Genomic DNA, 17,156 nt, shown 5'->3' with positions numbered 1-17,156 from the left:
GAAGAAAAGCTAAGCGGGAGTGACAACGCCCGCGAGAGCGTCGTGCAATTCTTTTGCTTCGTCGTCGTTTACAGAAACAACGAGACGACCGCCGCCTTCGAGAGGTACACGCACGACAATGAGTCGGCCCTCTTTGACAGCCTCCATCGGCCCGTCACCGGTCCTCGGCTTCATGGCTGCCATAGATAGTCCCCTTTCATCGGTACTGCACTCTATTATCCAGCAAAGACCGCCGATACTGAAACTCTGTCGATTCATTCACCCTCAGGACACCTATTTAGGGTGGAGTCCAGTCGTAAGCGTCGACCCACCAGGCCAGATGGATCCATGCCCACTGTCCGGCAATGCACGCCGCGAGCAGTAAAGCGCGATACACACGCGACGGCGGTAGCGCGAGGGCGCCCGCCAGCGGGAACATCGGCATGAGCAGTCGGAACGTGCTCGACTGCGGGAAGAAAACGGCCAGCAAATACAGCGCATAGCTGGCGACCCACAAGCGCAGATCCACCCCCAGCCGTCGCGCGGGCGTGGTGAAAAGAAAAACAAAGAACGCGAGAACACTAGCGACGAGCATCACCAGCAAGAGCCACAGCGGCACCTGCCACCACTGAGCCCAAAATTCGGCCCCCTGGATCCACGCCGCGAACGGCACCAATTCGCCGTAACCGACGTAGGGCGCCCGCCACGCGAGCTCAGTGTCGGTGTAGGCGGAAAGAGACCCCGTGGCCACTGCCGCGATCAAGAGCCAGGCAAACCCCATAACAAGGCTGAACAGAGTCGCCGAGACCGCCGCAATGCGCTCCCGCAGCGGAAACTCCTCACGGCGGCGAATCCACCAGCGATAAACCACATGCAACCCGAGCGCGAGCGCAAAGGCTAAGCCGCTCGGACGCGTCAGGGACATGACCGCGATCACCGGCAACAGCATCCAGTACTGGCGTTTCATCAGCCAGTAGAGCGACAAGGTGAGCAAGAAGAGATACATCGACTCGGCGTAGGAGACCTGCAGGATGGCCGACAGTGGCGCGAAGCAGAAGATAGCGACCGAGAACAGGGCTGTGCCGGCGGGCAACACGAGGTGCATCACGCGGTAGAACAACAGCGCGGCCCCCAGAGAGAACGCGACGGAGACGATGACGCCAGCCACGGCGAAATCGAGCGTTGTCAGCGTCATGATGAACCGCACTACCGCGGGATAGCCGGGCATGAACGCCCACGCATTCTCGGCAACGTGACCGGCTTCGGTCAGCGGTAGCTCCGAGGGATACCCGGTCAGCGCGATGATGTAATACCAGTGCCCGTCCCAGATTTTGGCGAACGAGAAGTAGTCGGGCGCGGGGCCCGTCCACGGGTTTTGCCCTTGGACGGATGCGAACCACAACAGCAGAGACGTCGTCACGACCCGCGAGGCCGCAAAGATCGCGATAACGACGATCCACCAGCGCTCGGGAGCAAGAATCGCCGTTGTTGCGCGGCGCACCGTGGAGGCAAACGAGCCGGTGGGGGCTAGCGAGCCGTCAGCCACGCCCGCAGTCCCTGCTCGCACGCCACGATCTCGCTAGTAGCGACGCGCTCGTCGTCGGCGTGCGCGCGCAGCGGGTTGCCTGGGCCATAGTTCACGGCGGGAACGCCGAGTTCAGCGAAGCGTGCCACATCGGTCCAGCCATATTTGGGGGCTGCCGTGCCACCGACCGCGGCGAGGAAATTACGGGCGAGCGGAGCATCCAGTCCGGGGCGTGCGCCGCCAGCGAGGTCAGTGACTTCGAACTCGAAGCCGGCGAAGATCTCACGCAAGTGTTGGATCGCTTGCTCGGTACTGCGGTCGGGGGCGAACCTAAAGTTCACGGTTACGGTCGCGGCATCCGGAATCACGTTGCCGGCAACTCCGCCCGTGATGCCGACGGCATTGAGACCCTCGCGGTAGACGAGGCCATCGACCTCGTGCTGCTCAGGCTCGTAGGCGGCCAGAATCGCGAGCACGGGCGCGGCAGCATGGATCGCGTTCTCGCCCATCCAAGCGCGCGCTGAGTGAGCGCGCAGCCCTGTGAGCGAGATATCGATGCGTGCGGTGCCATTGCAGCCGCCCTCAACGGTCGCGTTCGACGGTTCGCCAATGATCGCAAAGTCGCCCGCCATGAGGTCGGGGCGGTTGCGAGCGATGCGACCAAGCCCGTTGAGGTCAGCGGCGACTTCTTCGTGGTCGTAGAAAATCCAGGTCACGTCGACGGCGGGATCAGAGAGTTCTGCCGCGAGCTTGAGAGCAATCGCAACGCCGCCCTTCATATCGACCGTTCCTCGGCCGACGAGGTGTTCCTCCCCGTCGATCATCTCGAGTGTCGTCGGCAGGTTCTCGTTCACCGGAACCGTATCGAGGTGCCCGGCGATCACGACGCGCTGGGCCTTGCCGCCGTTCGTGCGGGCGACAACGGCATCCGCATCCCGAATCACCTCAAGGTGGCTAAACGCGCTCAGAGCGATTTCTACGGCATCCGCGATGCGCTTCTCGTTACCGGAGACCGACTCGATATCGCAGATCTGGCGGGTCAGGTCGGGGCTTGAGGCGCCCAAATCGAGCACGGGAATGGTGAGATCGGTCGCAGGCATGCACCCAGTGTAAGTAACCTTGATGCATGACTTCGCGCACAGCATGGGGATACGGACTCGCAACAATCGCCAGCGATGGAACAACACTTGATGTGTGGTTCCCCGCTCCGCACCTGGGATCAATCCCCGAGGGCACCGACCCGCACTACACCCCCGCCGACCTCGAAGAGCACTTGGGGGCTGACGAACGCCGCCGCGTGCGCACCGAATTCGTGACCGTCGAGATCGATTTGGATGCCGCGCCGCAGAACGTCGCCGATGCTTACCTGCGCCTGCACTTGCTCAGCCACTTGCTCGTAAAGCCCAACAGCATCAACCTCGACGGCCTCTTTGGCGCTCTGCCGATCGTCGTCTGGACCAACGCCGGAGCGGTGCACCCCGACGACTTCCGCGAGGTTCGCGTCTCGCTCAAGCGTCACGGCATCGTCGTGACTGGCATCGACAAGTTCCCGCGGATGCTCGACTACGTGTTGCCCGAACGCGTCCGCATTGCCGACGCCTCGCGCGTTCGTCTCGGCGCCCACCTCTCCCCCGGAACCACCGTCATGCACGAGGGCTTTGTCAACTTCAACGCCGGCACGCTCGGCAGCTCGATGGTCGAGGGCCGCATCTCTCAGGGCGTCGTCGTGGGTGACGGTGCCGACATCGGTGGTGGAGCATCCATCATGGGTACGCTCAGCGGTGGCGGAACCGAACGTGTCTCCATCGGCGAGCGCGCACTGCTCGGCGCCAATTCCGGAATTGGCATCGCCATCGGCGACGACACGGTTGTTGAAGCCGGGCTCTATGTCACGGCAGGCACGAAGGTCACCATCATTGACGGTTCGGCAACGCCGCGCCGCGTCAAGGCCGTCGAGCTCAGTGGGGTCAACGGCTTGCTGTTCCGCCGCAACTCTGTCACGGGCGCCGTCGAGGTGCTGCCTCGCAGCGGCAGCGGCGTCGAGCTCAACACGGCCTTGCACGCCTAAGCACACCACCGCCGGGGGCTAAGGAGCTTGATATGAAGACCTTCACCGTTTCCCGGTTTGGCACCACACTGCGGCTGCGCCGGTATCGCGCCGCCGCAGTCGTTGCCGCAGCCACGTTTGCCCTCACGGCGTGCACCGGAGCTGACCAGGCACTTACTCCTGAGCTCTCCCCCGCCCCGGCAATAGCGAGCAACAGCGCCACGCTCACTTGGGGAATGGATGCCACTGCCCCCGACGAATCGTGGCAGAAGCCGGCGCTGGGCAGCGTGGAAACTGATCCCGTCTATGGCACGACGATCCAGCGCGTCACCTCGGCCGATGGCACCCGCTTCGATCGCAACAGCTACAGTCGCCGCCAGGCAGAGAACGCCGACGGCTCGCTGTTCTTCACCTACCACGGTGATGCCGAATATCACGTGTACTCCACCGCTGATGCCTCCCTGGTGAGCGCCCTTGACATCCACCCGGATGCCGAACCTCAGTGGCACCCCACCGATCCACACCTGATCCGCTATCTGGAGGGGCCTAACTCCTCCGAAGGCGACCTCATCCTTCATGAACTCGACGTGACATCGGGACAATCGACGGTCATTGCTGACCTCCGAGAGCCCCTTTCGAGTGCGTTCCCGGACGCTGACTACATGAAAGACCGGAGTGAGGGATCTCCGAGCAGCGACGGCACCATCTACGCTTGGATCGTCTACAACGCCGACGAACAGCCTCTGGGAATGGTCAGCTACGACCTTGCCTCCGATACAGTCCTCGGCACTAGCGAGCTGCCCGCTGACACGGACTGGGTGAGCGCCTCCCCCACGGGCACCTACGTGGTGGCTTCCGCTGAGTCCGGCACCTACGTCTACGACGCCGACCTCAGCAACCAACGCCTGCTAACCGAGGCGAGCGAGCACAGCGACATCGCCCTCTCCGCCGATGGCCGGGATGCGTACGTTTACATCGATTTCGACTCCGCGAGCGAAACAGCAGGCTTTCTGACCTCCGTCGACATGGACTCGCTAGAGCGCACCACGCTCTTCGACGCTTACGACGATGCCAACACCTCGATGCACATCTCTGGAAAAGGGTATGACAAGCCAGGGTGGGTCGTGGTGTCCACCTACAACTGCAACGCCGAGGGCGCCTGGACCTGCGAGAAGGTGATGGCCATTGAACTCGACGGCGGCCGCATCCTCAACCTCGCCCACACCTACAACTGCGGTGAGGACTACTGGACCGAGACCCACGCCGTGGTCAACCGATCATTCACCCACGTCTACTTCAATTCCGACGGTGGTTCGTGCGGCATGGATGCCGAGGTGTATCGCCTCGACGTCCCGGTTTTCGACTAGCCGCCGCGTTCCGCTGCCAGCGCCGTGTGGCAAGCGCTGTGAGGTCCGCACGGTTAGTGCCGCGCTGGAGCGACGCGCACACAACGCGAAACGGCCGATTCCCCGAGGGGAACCGGCCGTTCGTCGTAAAGCTGCTGCTGCTGCGCTAGCGCTGCGGCCAGTCACGAGCTGCAGGGCCCGTGTAGAGCTGCTGCGGGCGACCAATTTTGGTCTTGGGGTCTTGGTTCATCTCGCGCCAATTTGCGATCCAGCCCGGCAAACGGCCGATAGCGAAGAGCACCGTGAACATGCGCGGCGGGAAACCCATCGCCTTGTAGATAACCCCGGTATAGAAGTCGACGTTGGGATACAGCTTGCGCTCGATGAAGTAGTCATCGCCGAGGGCGACTTCTTCGAGTTCGCGAGCGATGTCGAGCAGCGGGTCGCTGACGCCCAGATTGGCGAGCACCTCATCCGCGCTCTCTTTGACGAGACGTGCACGCGGGTCAAAGCTCTTGTACACGCGGTGGCCGAAGCCCATCAGGCGCACGCCGTCTTCTTTGCGCTTCACGCGATCAACAAACTTCTGAACGCCTTCGCCCGATTCTTGGATCTCGCCAAGCATCTTGAGGACGGCTTCGTTGGCGCCACCGTGAAGCGGACCATAGAGAGCATTGATACCGGCGGAGATCGAAGCGAAAATGTTGGCTTCGGTCGAGCCGACCAGGCGCACCGTAGAGGTGGACGCGTTCTGCTCGTGGTCTTCGTGCAAAATCAGCAGGCGGTCGAGCGCCTTGCTCAGCACGGGGTTGACCTCGTACTCCTCGGCCATGTTGCCGAAGTTGAGCTTCAAGAAGTTGTCGACAAAACTCATCGAGTTGTCGGGGTACAGCAGTGCCTGACCGAGTGACTTCTTGTGAGCGTAGGCCGCAATGACGGGCAACTTTGCCAGCAAACGGATGGTCGAGATCTCGACCTGCTCGGGGTCACGCACGTCGTGCGAGTCTTCGTAATACGTCGACAGAGCCGACACCGCGCTGGAGAGCACCGACATGGGGTGCGCGCTCGGCGGAAGGGCGTCGAAGAAGCGACGGAGGTCTTCGTGCAGCAGCGTGTGTCGACGGATCTTTTCATCGAACTCTTCGAGCTGGGACTTCGACGGCAGTTCACCGTAAATCAGCAGCCACGCTACTTCGAGGTAGGTGGAGTTGGCCGCGACATCTTCGATCGCGTACCCGCGGTAACGCAGGATTCCACGGTCTCCATCGATGTACGTGATCTCACTGCGGGTTGACGCAGTGTTCACGAACCCTTGATCAAGCGCCGTGTAACCGGTCTGCTTCATGAAGGTGGAGATATCGATGCTGTTGTGACCATCGACCCCACGGATAATGGGAAATTCTGCAGCACCGCCCGGAAAGTGGAGGGTGGCCTTCTCTGGGTCTTGAGGGGCTTCATTCACCGCTACAGCCTACAAGGGTTGAATGGCCACTGTCACACCAACCAACCAAACCAGACCGGTTTTAGAGGTCAACGACAACGCCTTCGCCGGTTAGTGCACTTAAGCGAGCAAATCGAGGCGAGCGACCGCATCCGCAATGGTGTCGTCACTCGCGGTGAGTGCGATACGCACGTGCCGGGCAGGGGTTTCGCCGTAGAACGAGCCCGGAACCACGAGGATGCCAGACTGCGCCAAATCGCCAACCGTCTGCCACGAGTCTTCGTTCTTTGTTGCCCACAAGTAGAGGCCCGCAACGCTGTCATCCACGAAGAATCCCGCCCGCTTCAAAGCGGGCAGCAGCTTGGCGCGACGTGCACGATAAAGCTCGCGCTGGGCCGCAACGTGGGCGTCATCCTGAAGGGCGGTGACCATCGCGGCTTGCACGGGGCCGGGCACGAGAAGTCCGACGTGTTTGCGCACGGTGAGTAGTTCTGAGATGAGTCCCGAGCATCCGGCCACAAAAGCGGCACGGTAACCGGCCAAATTCGACTGCTTGCTGAGCGAATACACCGCAAGAACTGACGACCGATCGCTGCCAATAACCTCGGGATCGAGAATGGAAGGCGTGGGGTCGGGGCCGTTCCAGTTGAGTTCGGCGTAGCACTCGTCTGAGGCGATGACTGCACCCAATTCGCGAGCGCGGGCAACAGCAGCGCGCAGCTGCTCAACGTCAGCGACGCGACCATCAGGGTTACCTGGGCTGTTCAGCCAGACGAGAGCAGTGTTCTCGGGCCACGATGCAGGGTCGTCAGATGCCACGGCAGTAGCTCCAACCATGGCCGCCCCAATGGCATACGTCGGGTACGCGACCGAGGGATGCACGACGACGTCGTCTCTGCCGAGCCCCAGCAGCAGTGGCAGCAGTGCCACCAACTCTTTGGAACCGACGGTCGGCAGAATATTGTTGACGGTGAGCCCGGGCACGCCACGGCGGCGCTCAAACCAGTCGACGATGGCCTCACGCAGCTGAACTGTGCCCGTGGCGGTGGGGTAGGCGTGAGCATCCGTGGCCGTCGCCAAACTTTCGCGGATAACCGTGGGGGTGGGGTCTACCGGTGAACCGACTGACAGGTCAACGAAGCCATCGGGGTGAGTGCGCGCAATCGTGCCGTACGGCACAAGCGAATCCCACGGAAAATCGGGGAGAGCCAACGGCGTGCGCGCCATTAGTCTGAGGACCCGCCACCCTCAGGCAGGGCCGCGATGAGGGCGTGATCCTTGGGAATCACTCCGACCTTTGCTGCTCCACCGGGTGAGCTCACCTCGAGGAGATCAAAGAATTCGACGTTGGCCTTGTAGTAGTCGGCCCACTTATCGGGCAGGTCATCTTCGTAATAGATGGCCTCAACCGGACACACCGGCTCGCACGCTCCGCAGTCAACACACTCATCCGGGTGGATGTAGAGCATGCGGTCGCCTTCATAAATGCAGTCGACTGGGCATTCATCTACACACGCGCGATCTTTAAGATCGACACAGGGCTGAGCGATGACGTAGGTCAAGAGATATCCGCACCTTTCACGGGAGAGTTCAACTCAATGTTAGCGCGGCTCGCCGACGAAACCTGACGGTTCACCCGAGGCCACCCCACCACAATGAGCACCACAAGCACGGGCGCAAAAGTCCACACGTAGCCCGCAACATTCGCCGGGATCAAAATCGTTCCGCCGGGCATCGCCGCAGCCAAGACTGCCGACATCGCTAGAACACCCAGCGAGGCAAAACCTGCCGCGACTCGGGTGTCATAAATCAATCGCAGGCCCAGAATGAGCGCCGTTACGAGCGTGACAGACACCACAATTCCCCACGGGACACGAACATCACCGATCGTGAACGTTGACTGGTGCACGGCGGTGAGAACGAGGCCGACCAAGGCCCCCAACGCGAGAGAAACCAGAGCCAAGATGCTGCGCTCCACACGACTGCGTTCGCCGATGACCAGTTCGCGGCGACGCAAGCGACGCAAATACTCCGGCGGTGTCGAAACACTCTCTCCCACCGGAACTTCATTGCGATAAATCTCTGTCGCCCGACGCTTAAACGCTAGCGCTGTTGCCGACGAGACCGCCACCCCACGATCAACAGGAACAGCGGATGCCGTATAGAAAGGCACCCCAGCAAGTTCAGTCGCCAATACCGTGGCTTCGTGCACGAGCAGCGCCTCAGCGCCGCGCGCCGTTCCGCTGGACTCCTTGGCGTAGCTGACGACGACATCCGGCTTCAACGAGGTGATTGCTGCCGCAAGGTCGGAGGCGAGAGCGCGGGCGTCAAGCATGTTGAACTGGCGACCATTGTCTTCGCGCAAGATGTGGTGAGAGGTAATGCCGAGGATTTCGCGCACGACCTCGTCGACGGACACCGCCGCACGTTCGCCGGTGCCGGGGTCGGCATCCGCTTCAGCGTCAGCAACTGCAGTATTCGTTTCTGCACTGCCGCCCGCAGTGACGCTTGCGGCCACGGCACTCGGCACTGTGGCGCCGTGTGAAACAGTCTCGGGTGCGCTGCCGGTCGAGGGCGATGCCTCTATTGCGGCGGTCGCGTTGTTGCTGCAACTGAGCACGATGAGCTCGGTGCCGCGCTGAACCAGAGTGGCAATGGTGGCGCCGAAGACGTACGCCTCGTCTTCTGGGCGTGCGGCAACAACCAATACCCGTTGTGCTCGATCTTTCACGGCCGTTCCTCCACCATTTGTTCTGCAGTAAACAGAATAAGCACAGGTAGCCGAATTACGGTTGCTTAGGTTAGGCTTACCAACCTGTCCAGAACTCAACTGACAAGAGAGTCCAGTGCTCGCAAACTTCCTGATCGGACTACGAGAAGGCCTCGAAGCCGCGCTTGTGGTTGGCATTCTTATTGCCTACGTTCGCAAAATCGATCGTACCGATGTACTCCCCCGCATTTGGCTCGGAGTCGCTATCGCCATCGTGTTGTCGCTGGGCCTCGGCGCGAGTCTCACCTTCGGCACCTACGGCTTGTCGTTTCAGGCTCAAGAGCTCATTGGCGGCATCCTCTCGATTGTTGCTACCGCCTTTGTCACGTGGATGATTTTCTGGATGCTCCGCGCCGCCCGCGGTCTCGGTCGCGAACTGCGCAGCGAAGTCGACTCGCACCTCACGGGTGCCGGCTGGGGCCTCGTTCTCGTCGCGTTCCTCGCGGTCGGCCGCGAAGGCATCGAAACCGCCCTCTTTATTTGGGCAGCAGTGCAGGCGAGCGGATCGACCGCACTCCCCCTCACTGGCGCAGCGCTCGGCATTGCTGCCGCGATTGTGCTCGGCTACCTCATCTACCGCGGCGTCGTGAGCATCAACCTCACTCGCTTCTTTACGTGGACCGGCGCAATCCTTATCATCGTTGCCGCCGGAGTGCTCTCCTACGGCGTGCATGACCTGCAAGAGGCCGGCGTTCTGCCGGGCCTCCACGCACTCGCCTTTGACGTCAGCGCGGCTATCCCGCCCGACAGCTGGTACGGCACATTGCTTAAGGGCACTCTCAACTTCTCCCCCGCGACCACGTGGCTCGAAGCCGGTGTGTGGCTTGCTTATGTCGGGGCTGTCATGACGATTTTTATCCGCACTGTTCGCGGCAACACGCGTGCTGATAAGCCGCTGGTGCCCGAAGCACGCCTCAGCACTCAAGGAGCCTGATGACCACCCGCCCTACCCGCTACGGATTCGCCGCGGCGGCAACTGTCGCTGCGCTCGCTCTTACCGGCTGCGTTGCCAACAGCACCGAAGCCACCGCCGACAACACGATCACTGTCGACAGCAACGCCACAGATTGCGCCGTGAGCGCCAGCGAAGCGCCGAGCGGCACCCTCGTATTCTCCGTCACGAACTCCGGTGACCAGGTCACTGAGTTCTACCTACTGGCGGATGACGGACTGCGCATCGTCGGTGAGGTCGAGAACATTGGCCCCGGCATCAGTCGCGATCTCGTCGTATTGGCTCAACCGGGTGACTACTTCACGGTCTGCAAGCCGGGAATGATCGGTGAGGGAGTTGGCACGGCAGCGTTTACGGTTACCGATTCCGGTACAGATTTGTCGTTCAGCGGCGACACTGCCGCGCAAGTCGCCGCGGCAAACGCCAACTACAAGAGTTACGTCAAGGACCAGATCGAAAACCTTGTCGTTGGCACGGAAGACTTCGCTGCCGCGTACATCGCTGGCGACGATGACGCTGCCCGCGCTCTCTACGCCCCCACACGCGTGTTCTGGGAGCGCGTTGAGACTGTCGCCGAGTCGTTCGGTGACCTCGACCCCCGCATGGATCTGCGGGAAGCCGACCTCGAAGACGGTCAAGAGTGGACCGGCTGGCACGCCATGGAGAAAGATCTGTGGCCCGCCGAGGCCGAAGCCGGCTTCGAACCCTACGACCAGTCGAAGCGTGAAGCGCTTGCCTCGCAGCTTGTCGAAGACACCACCACTCTCTACAACAACGTGCAAGATCTCGAGTTCACTCTTGATCAGCAGACCAACGGCGCCATTGGCCTTCTCGATGAGGTTGCCAGCGGCAAGGTGACCGGAGAAGAAGAGTTCTGGTCGCACACCGACCTGTGGGATTTCCAAGCGAACATCGATGGCGCTCGGGTGCTCTATGACGGTGTTCGCGACATCCTGGTCACGAAGGATGCCGATCTTGCTGCGACCCTCGACGTGGAATTCGATGAGCTGCAAACATTGCTCGACGCGCAGAAGGAAGGCGACGGCTTCCGTCTCTACACTGAGCTGTCCACGAGCGAGATTCGCGCATTCTCCGATCAGGTGAACGCGCTCGCCGAGCCCCTCTCTCGCCTTACCGCAGTGTTAGTTCTCTAACTCCACTCCCCCGTCTCCGGCCGTTGCAGACAGCAGCCGCCTACCGCCCCCCCACCGAAAGAACAGCAATGCCAACAGATGACACCAAGGGTCTCTCCCGCCGCGGCCTCCTCGGGCTCGCTGGGGCTGGCGTTGTGGGTGCCGGACTCGGCGTTGGCGGAGCTTTCGCGTTCGGCGGCGGTGGCGGCTCGTCGACGACGGGCAACGATGTCGCCGCGACCTACCCGTTCTTCGGCGATCACCAATCGGGCATCATCACGCCGGCTCAAGATCGACTCCACTTCGCCGCCTTCGACGTCAATGACATCCCTCGCGACGAGCTCATCGAATTGCTCCAGGACTGGAGCTACGCCGCCGCGCGCATGACGACCGGCGAAGCCGCAGGCGACTATGGTCCCGCGAGCGGACCCTACGATGCGCCACCGGATGACACGGGCGAAGCCCTCGATCTGCCACCGGGTGGTCTCACGATCACCTTCGGCTTCGGCCCTACGCTGTTTGATGATCGCTTCGGCCTCGCCAGCAAGCGACCATCGGCCCTCATCGACCTCCCGAAGTTCCCCAGCGACGCTCTGCTGCCCGAACTCGTGGGTGGCGACCTCTGCATCCAAGCGTGCAGCGACGACCCGCAGGTCGCCGTTCACGCCATCCGCAACCTCTCGCGTATCGCCTTTGGCCGCGCAACGCTTCGCTGGTCTCAACTCGGCTTCGGCCGCACTTCATCGACAACGCAAGCGCAGAAGACACCGCGCAACCTCTTCGGTTTCAAAGATGGCACCGCGAACCTGCGAGCTGAAGAAACCGACGCAGTCAATGAGTACGTCTGGGCAACATCCGGAGACGGAGCTTCCTGGATGGCCGGCGGCTCCTATCTCGTGAGCCGCAAGATTCGCATGACCATCGAAACCTGGGACCGCACCTCACTGCGTGAACAAGAGACGATCTTCGGGCGCACCAAGGGTGAAGGCGCACCGCTCAGCGGCGGCTCCGAATTCACCGACCCCGACTTCGAGCAGGCCGGTCGCGATGATGCGCCGCTGATTGACGACAATTCGCACATGAAGCTCGCCCACCCCGACACCCACGGTGGCGCGCAGATTCTGCGACGCGGCTACAACTTCGTGGATGGCAACGACGAGCTCGGCCGACTCAACGCCGGCCTGTTCTTCATCAGCTTCCAGCGCGATCCTGAAAAACAGTTCGTACCCATCCAGCTCGCGCTCTCGCGCAACGACCTCATGAACGAATACGTGCGCTACGTCGGCTCAGCAATCTTCGCTGTTCCTCCCGGAGCACAGTCAGGGAGCTTTATCGGCGCGGGGATGTTCGACCTCGCCTAAACGGGTTTGCCTCAGCATTACGCCAAGAGCTCAGTTGGCGATCTGCTCGCCCATCGAAGCGGGCGCGACCGTGTAGTTCGCGGTGTAGCCATCATCGGTCTGCGCGACAAGTACGACGACATTCCACGAATCGTTGGAGAAGAGAACCGAACCGGCACCATCAGCACCGCTGGCTTGCACTTGCGACTCGTAACCGGCATCCGCAAATTGCGTTTCGATGGCGTCGAGGGGCGATTCAGCGCCCGTCAAGATGGTGATGTTGTAGCCGCGATTGTCTCCGTCGCCGGCAGCGATGCCAAACTGCACTTCGCCGTCGGCCAGTGGCACTGCACTGGGGAAGCCCTCCGGAACCTCATCGCCGCCGAGGCTCACTTTGCCGCCGGTAGCCTGTTCCACAATTCCGCCGATGGGGTTTTCGCCGAAACAGCCCGAAAGCGCTGGCGTAATGGCCAAGGCCAGAACGAGGGCAACGGATGCGCTAACACTGCGGCGGGCGCTCAACATGACTAACTCCAGAAGTGACGCGGTGGTGCGACTGAATACGCCGTTAACCAACGATGCAGCCACGATCAGGATGACCGTAGCTGCATCGTACTCCGCGCAAATTGCCGACTCATGTGAGCCCGCTGCGAGAAGAAAGGTTAGGCGTTTTGCTTCTTCATGCGCGACGTGCTGCGTGCGCGAGCGTTGGCATCGAGCTCGACCTTACGGATTCGCACGAACTCCGGAGTTACCTCTACGCACTCGTCTTCGCGAGCGAATTCGAGGCACTCTTCCAACGTGAGCTTGCGCGACGGAGTCATACGCTCGAACGAGTCCGAGGTCGACTGGCGCATGTTGGTGAGCTGCTTTTCCTTGGTGATGTTGACGTCCATGTCGTCGGCGCGCGAGTTCTCGCCGACAACCATGCCTTCGTAGACCTCCTGCGTGGGCTCGACGAAGAACGACATGCGCTCCTGCAGAGCAACCATCGCGAACGGAGTAGCCGCACCGGCACGGTCAGCAACGATCGAACCGTTCACGCGCGTGACGATTTCGCCAGCCCAAGACTCGTAACCGTGCGAGACGGCGTTCGCGATACCAGCACCGCGGGTGATGGTCATGAATTCGGTGCGGAAACCGATGAGGCCACGCGACGGAACGATGAATTCCATACGAACCCAGCCGGTGCCGTGGTTGCTCATTCCCTCCATGCGGCCCTTACGAGCAGCAAGGAGCTGAGTGATCGCACCGAGGTATTCCTCAGGAGCATCGATCGTGAGGTGCTCGAACGGTTCGTGAACCTTGCCGTCGACCTTCTTGATAACTACCTGAGGCTTACCGACGGTGAGCTCAAAGCCTTCGCGACGCATCTGCTCAACGAGAATGGCGAGAGCAAGCTCTCCACGACCCTGAACTTCCCAGGCATCCGGACGACCGATGTCGACGAGCTTGAGCGAGACGTTACCGACGAGTTCGCGGTCGAGACGGTCCTTGACCATGCGAGCGGTGAGCTTGTGGCCCTTGACCTTGCCGATGACCGGCGAGGTGTTGGTTCCGATGGTCATCGAAATTGCGGGGTCGTCGACCGTGATGGTCGGCAACGGACGAACATCGTTGGGGTCACAGAGAGTTTCACCAATGAAGATGTCCTCGAAGCCTGCAACAGCAACGATGTCACCGGGGCCGGCGCTTTCGGCCGGGTAACGGTCGAGAGCCTTCGTGATCATGAGCTCGGTGACGCGCACGTTGGCAACGCTTCCATCGTGCTTGACCCAGGCAACAGTCTGGCCCTTCTTGATGGTGCCGTTGAAGACACGCAGAAGAGCAAGACGGCCGAGGAACGGCGAGGAGTCAAGGTTGGTAACCCAGGCCTGCAGGGGGTGCTCGTCGTCGTATGACGGTGCGGGAACGTGCTTGAGGATGGCGTCGAACAGCGGCTCGAGGTCATCGTTGTCAGGAAGGGTGCCGTTTTCGGGCTTGTTCCAGCTTGCAGCACCGGCACGGCCCGAAGCGTAAACGATCGGGACGTCAAGGATGGCGTCCAAGTCGAGGTCGGGAACGTCGTCTGCCATGTCGCTCGCGAGGCCGAGGAGCAGGTCCTGGCTTTCGGCAACAACTTCGTCAATGCGCGCATCCGGACGGTCGGTCTTGTTGACCAGCAGGATCACGGGAAGCTTGGCTTCAAGAGCCTTACGGAGAACGAAGCGAGTCTGCGGAAGCGGGCCCTCACTGGCGTCAACGAGCAGTACAACGCCGTCGACCATGCTGAGTCCACGCTCAACCTCGCCACCGAAGTCGGCGTGGCCGGGGGTGTCGATCACGTTGATCGTGATGGGGCCATCGGTGGCGTACTTGCCGTTGTACGAAATCGCGGTGTTCTTCGCGAGGATCGTGATGCCCTTTTCGCGCTCGAGCTCGTTCGAGTCCATCGCGCGTTCTTCGAGATGCGCGTGCGCCTCGAAGGAGTTCGTCTGGCGAAGCATCGCGTCAACGAGGGTTGTCTTTCCGTGGTCAACGTGGGCAACGATCGCTACGTTGCGCAAATCGCTGCGAGTGGCCATAGCCATAGCAATATTCCTTAATTCATTGGAGGCTGTGCGGTCTTTCACCGCAGACGCTGCGCAGAAATTCTCGGCAGCAGATCGGCGGCCTGATGCCACCGGGTAAAGATCTTGGGAGGTCGCAGAAGATCATTCAGAGTATCCTGCTCCACCAGTTTACCCTGTTTGACAAGATTTATCGCAGCCGCCCCATCAGGGGGACGAAAATGCTAGGGCTTCCACTCCCACACGTTCCACCATACGCCCGGATTCAGCGATGACAACGAGACGTTAGTGACCCGGTCTTGGTCGTATGCGACTGTGGCGGGGTATTGGAATAACGGCATTCCATAGGATGCACTCCAGAGCGCAGCATCCGCCGCCTTCAGGGCGTTGGTTCGTCCCTCAGCGTCCACGCTCGGGTCAGTCGCATCGGCTATCAACGAATCAAACGTGGAATCAGAGAAGTAATTGAGGTTGGCATAACCGCCGGTGCCGTAGATCGCCGCCGAAAGCCCTACGCCAGGGCGAGGATTCTGCCAGCTGAACAACGCAGCGTCGTAGGCACCGGGGGTGCCGAGTTGGTCACGCCAGTCGTCACTCGAACAATCACTCACTACGAACCCCGCCGCCTTGGCCGACTCGGCGATGGAGGTGTATTCGGCGGCACGCATGTCGTCAGAGGCGTCATAGAGGATGCACACGCCAGGCTTCGAGACGCCCGCTTCGGCAAGAAGCTCTTTGGCGCCAGCAATGTCCGGCTCGGCGAAGTCGGCAGAGCCATTAGCGGCACGCGCACTGCGATAGCCCTCATCGCCGGGAGCGAAGAGGAATGAGTCGCGCGGGGTTGCCCGACGATACAGCTCGCCTAGCGCAGTCTGAACAACTGCGGCGCGCGGCACCGTTTTGAGGAACGCTTGACGCACGAGCGGATCATCGAAGACGCCACTCTTTGACTCCGCGAATTGCAGGTCAAGGTGTTCAAACCTATCGGTGGTGCCATCGATGACCGTGGCGTTCATCGTGGCAAGAGCATTGCGCACATCTTGATTCATTGTCGGCTCTGCTACTTGTACAGCACCAACAAGCAAGGCCTGTGCTTGCGCTAGCGGATCGCTCATGAACCGAACGCGAATCTCTTGAAAAGTCGGCTCGCGCATGCCGCTGTAGTCCTCATTGGCCCTCAGAGTCACGTACTGATTCGCGACGAAGTCAGAAACTACGTAAGGTCCGTTCGAGACGACAAGGCTCTTATTCGCGGGCATGCCCTCGAAGTTGAAGACCGTATTCCAGGTGCGCGCGATCGCGGCAAGGTCGCTCTCATTACCCTCGCTAATAGCGGAGAAAACGCGCTCTTTGGCCTCGATCGAGTCGTCACTGGCGAAGGCCATCATGCCGACGACGTGGGCAGGCTTGGCCGCAGAATCTGCGCCGAAGAACGCAGATTGCCACTGAGCGGTTGGCTCGTCAAACACGAGGGTGAGCGACATCCGATCGTCACTCATTTGCGGCATCTCTGTGACGAGACCGATTCCGGTATCTCCTGTGGCGCTGGCGTCGAACAACACGCGGTCATCCGAACGATCGATCGGAGCGCCCGTCTCGGAGTCCACCGTGCTGGCGGCATCCGCATCGGGAGTATTGAGAGCACCGGATGTCGCAGCCCACTCCAAGAGCAGATCAACGGCATCAACGGCGGAACCATCTGACCAGCGCACGCCGTCAGCGACCGTATAGGTCACTGCGAGGGGGTCATCGGACACCTTCTCGAAGTGGCCGAAAGATTCATCGCGCACGAGCGCAGACTTGTCGTCGAAGTAGGTGAAACCGGAGCCTGTTGCATAGGCAATGGTGGCGTTCGTGTCACTCGCACCAAAAGAAGTCGACGGGTTGCCCGAGGTGTAGGGCTGAGTGACCGCGACGGTAAGCTCTGAGCCTTCGATGGTGGGCGATTGCTGAGGAACACAGCCTGCCAACACCAATACTGCGGCGGCGGCAACAGCAAGGCTCGCCGTAATTCTTGTGGCGCTCACGAAACCCCTCCTGCACACGGACACACAGCGCGCGGTGGCACGCTAGA

General features: G+C 61.3%; 15 protein-coding genes. 5 read left to right on the top strand and 10 right to left on the bottom strand.

Features of this window, described 5'->3' with window-relative positions:
- Nucleotides 1–9: 9 nt before the first annotated feature.
- The 3 genes from I6E60_RS12385 to dapE all read right to left on the bottom strand — a co-directional run bounded on the left by I6E60_RS12385 (nt 10) and on the right by dapE (nt 2,604).
- The gene (locus I6E60_RS12385) at nt 10–183 is read right to left on the bottom strand and encodes a DUF3117 domain-containing protein (RefSeq protein ID WP_197107374.1); all 174 of its coding nucleotides are present in this window, start codon (nt 181–183) and stop codon (nt 10–12) included.
- 94 nt (nt 184–277) lie between these two features.
- Nucleotides 278–1,525, bottom strand: a complete 1,248-nt coding sequence (locus tag I6E60_RS12380; protein ID WP_307841841.1) for a hypothetical protein — start codon at nt 1,523–1,525, stop codon at nt 278–280.
- A complete protein-coding gene (gene dapE, locus I6E60_RS12375) occupies nt 1,507–2,604 on the bottom strand; it encodes a succinyl-diaminopimelate desuccinylase (protein ID WP_197180612.1) in 1,098 nt (365 codons plus the stop codon). The genes I6E60_RS12380 and dapE overlap by 19 nt, the downstream gene beginning before the upstream one ends.
- 26 nt (nt 2,605–2,630) lie before the next feature.
- Between dapE and dapD the strand changes: the two genes are divergently transcribed.
- On the top strand, nt 2,631–3,572 hold the full coding sequence (dapD, locus tag I6E60_RS12370; RefSeq protein ID WP_197180611.1) for a 2,3,4,5-tetrahydropyridine-2,6-dicarboxylate N-succinyltransferase: 942 nt from the start codon (nt 2,631–2,633) through the stop codon (nt 3,570–3,572).
- A gap of 32 nt (nt 3,573–3,604) precedes the next feature.
- Nucleotides 3,605–4,918, top strand: a complete 1,314-nt coding sequence (locus tag I6E60_RS12365) for a hypothetical protein (RefSeq protein WP_197125544.1) — start codon at nt 3,605–3,607, stop codon at nt 4,916–4,918.
- Nucleotides 4,919–5,063: 145 nt separating this feature from the next.
- On the opposite strand, the gene I6E60_RS12360 is transcribed toward I6E60_RS12365, so the two are convergent.
- The 4 genes from I6E60_RS12360 to I6E60_RS12345 all read right to left on the bottom strand — a co-directional run bounded on the left by I6E60_RS12360 (nt 5,064) and on the right by I6E60_RS12345 (nt 9,069).
- The gene (locus I6E60_RS12360; protein ID WP_197125549.1) at nt 5,064–6,359 is read right to left on the bottom strand and encodes a citrate synthase; all 1,296 of its coding nucleotides are present in this window, start codon (nt 6,357–6,359) and stop codon (nt 5,064–5,066) included.
- Between the two features lie 99 nt (nt 6,360–6,458).
- The gene (dapC, locus tag I6E60_RS12355) at nt 6,459–7,565 is read right to left on the bottom strand and encodes a succinyldiaminopimelate transaminase (RefSeq protein WP_197180609.1); all 1,107 of its coding nucleotides are present in this window, start codon (nt 7,563–7,565) and stop codon (nt 6,459–6,461) included.
- Nucleotides 7,565–7,900 carry a ferredoxin gene (gene fdxA / locus I6E60_RS12350; RefSeq protein WP_197107380.1) on the bottom strand — a complete coding sequence of 112 codons (336 nt, stop codon included), beginning with the start codon at nt 7,898–7,900 and terminating at the stop codon, nt 7,565–7,567. The genes dapC and fdxA overlap by 1 nt, the downstream gene beginning before the upstream one ends.
- A complete protein-coding gene (locus I6E60_RS12345; RefSeq protein ID WP_197180607.1) occupies nt 7,897–9,069 on the bottom strand; it encodes a PIG-L family deacetylase in 1,173 nt (390 codons plus the stop codon). The genes fdxA and I6E60_RS12345 overlap by 4 nt, the downstream gene beginning before the upstream one ends.
- Nucleotides 9,070–9,184: 115 nt before the next feature.
- Between I6E60_RS12345 and efeU the strand changes: the two genes are divergently transcribed.
- The 3 genes from efeU to efeB all read left to right on the top strand — a co-directional run bounded on the left by efeU (nt 9,185) and on the right by efeB (nt 12,554).
- Complete coding sequence (efeU, locus tag I6E60_RS12340) at nt 9,185–10,042, top strand: iron uptake transporter permease EfeU (protein ID WP_197180605.1); 858 nt, start codon at nt 9,185–9,187, stop codon at nt 10,040–10,042.
- Nucleotides 10,042–11,214 carry an iron uptake system protein EfeO gene (gene efeO, locus I6E60_RS12335; protein WP_197180603.1) on the top strand — a complete coding sequence of 391 codons (1,173 nt, stop codon included), beginning with the start codon at nt 10,042–10,044 and terminating at the stop codon, nt 11,212–11,214. The genes efeU and efeO overlap by 1 nt, the downstream gene beginning before the upstream one ends.
- 68 nt (nt 11,215–11,282) lie before the next feature.
- Entirely contained in the window at nt 11,283–12,554 is a 1,272-nt protein-coding gene (efeB, locus tag I6E60_RS12330; protein ID WP_197180601.1) for an iron uptake transporter deferrochelatase/peroxidase subunit, read from the top strand.
- 30 nt (nt 12,555–12,584) lie between these two features.
- Here the strand turns inward: efeB and I6E60_RS12325 are convergent, their stop codons facing one another.
- The 3 genes from I6E60_RS12325 to I6E60_RS12315 all read right to left on the bottom strand — a co-directional run bounded on the left by I6E60_RS12325 (nt 12,585) and on the right by I6E60_RS12315 (nt 17,109).
- Nucleotides 12,585–13,058: a hypothetical protein gene (locus I6E60_RS12325; RefSeq protein ID WP_197126355.1), complete on the bottom strand. Its 474-nt coding sequence runs from the start codon at nt 13,056–13,058 to the stop codon at nt 12,585–12,587.
- Between the two features lie 137 nt (nt 13,059–13,195).
- Nucleotides 13,196–15,103, bottom strand: coding sequence for a translational GTPase TypA (gene typA, locus I6E60_RS12320; RefSeq protein ID WP_197125559.1), 1,908 nt, complete (start codon nt 15,101–15,103; stop codon nt 13,196–13,198).
- Nucleotides 15,104–15,306: 203 nt separating this feature from the next.
- The gene (locus I6E60_RS12315) at nt 15,307–17,109 is read right to left on the bottom strand and encodes an ABC transporter family substrate-binding protein (protein WP_307841839.1); all 1,803 of its coding nucleotides are present in this window, start codon (nt 17,107–17,109) and stop codon (nt 15,307–15,309) included.
- Between the last annotated feature and the right edge of the window lie 47 nt (nt 17,110–17,156).

The organism is Salinibacterium sp. SWN167, from assembly GCF_015864665.1.
GTDB lineage: Bacteria > Actinomycetota > Actinomycetes > Actinomycetales > Microbacteriaceae > Rhodoglobus.
Note: the sequence above shows the minus strand (reverse complement) of the source record. Positions and strands in the feature narration are given on the sequence as shown.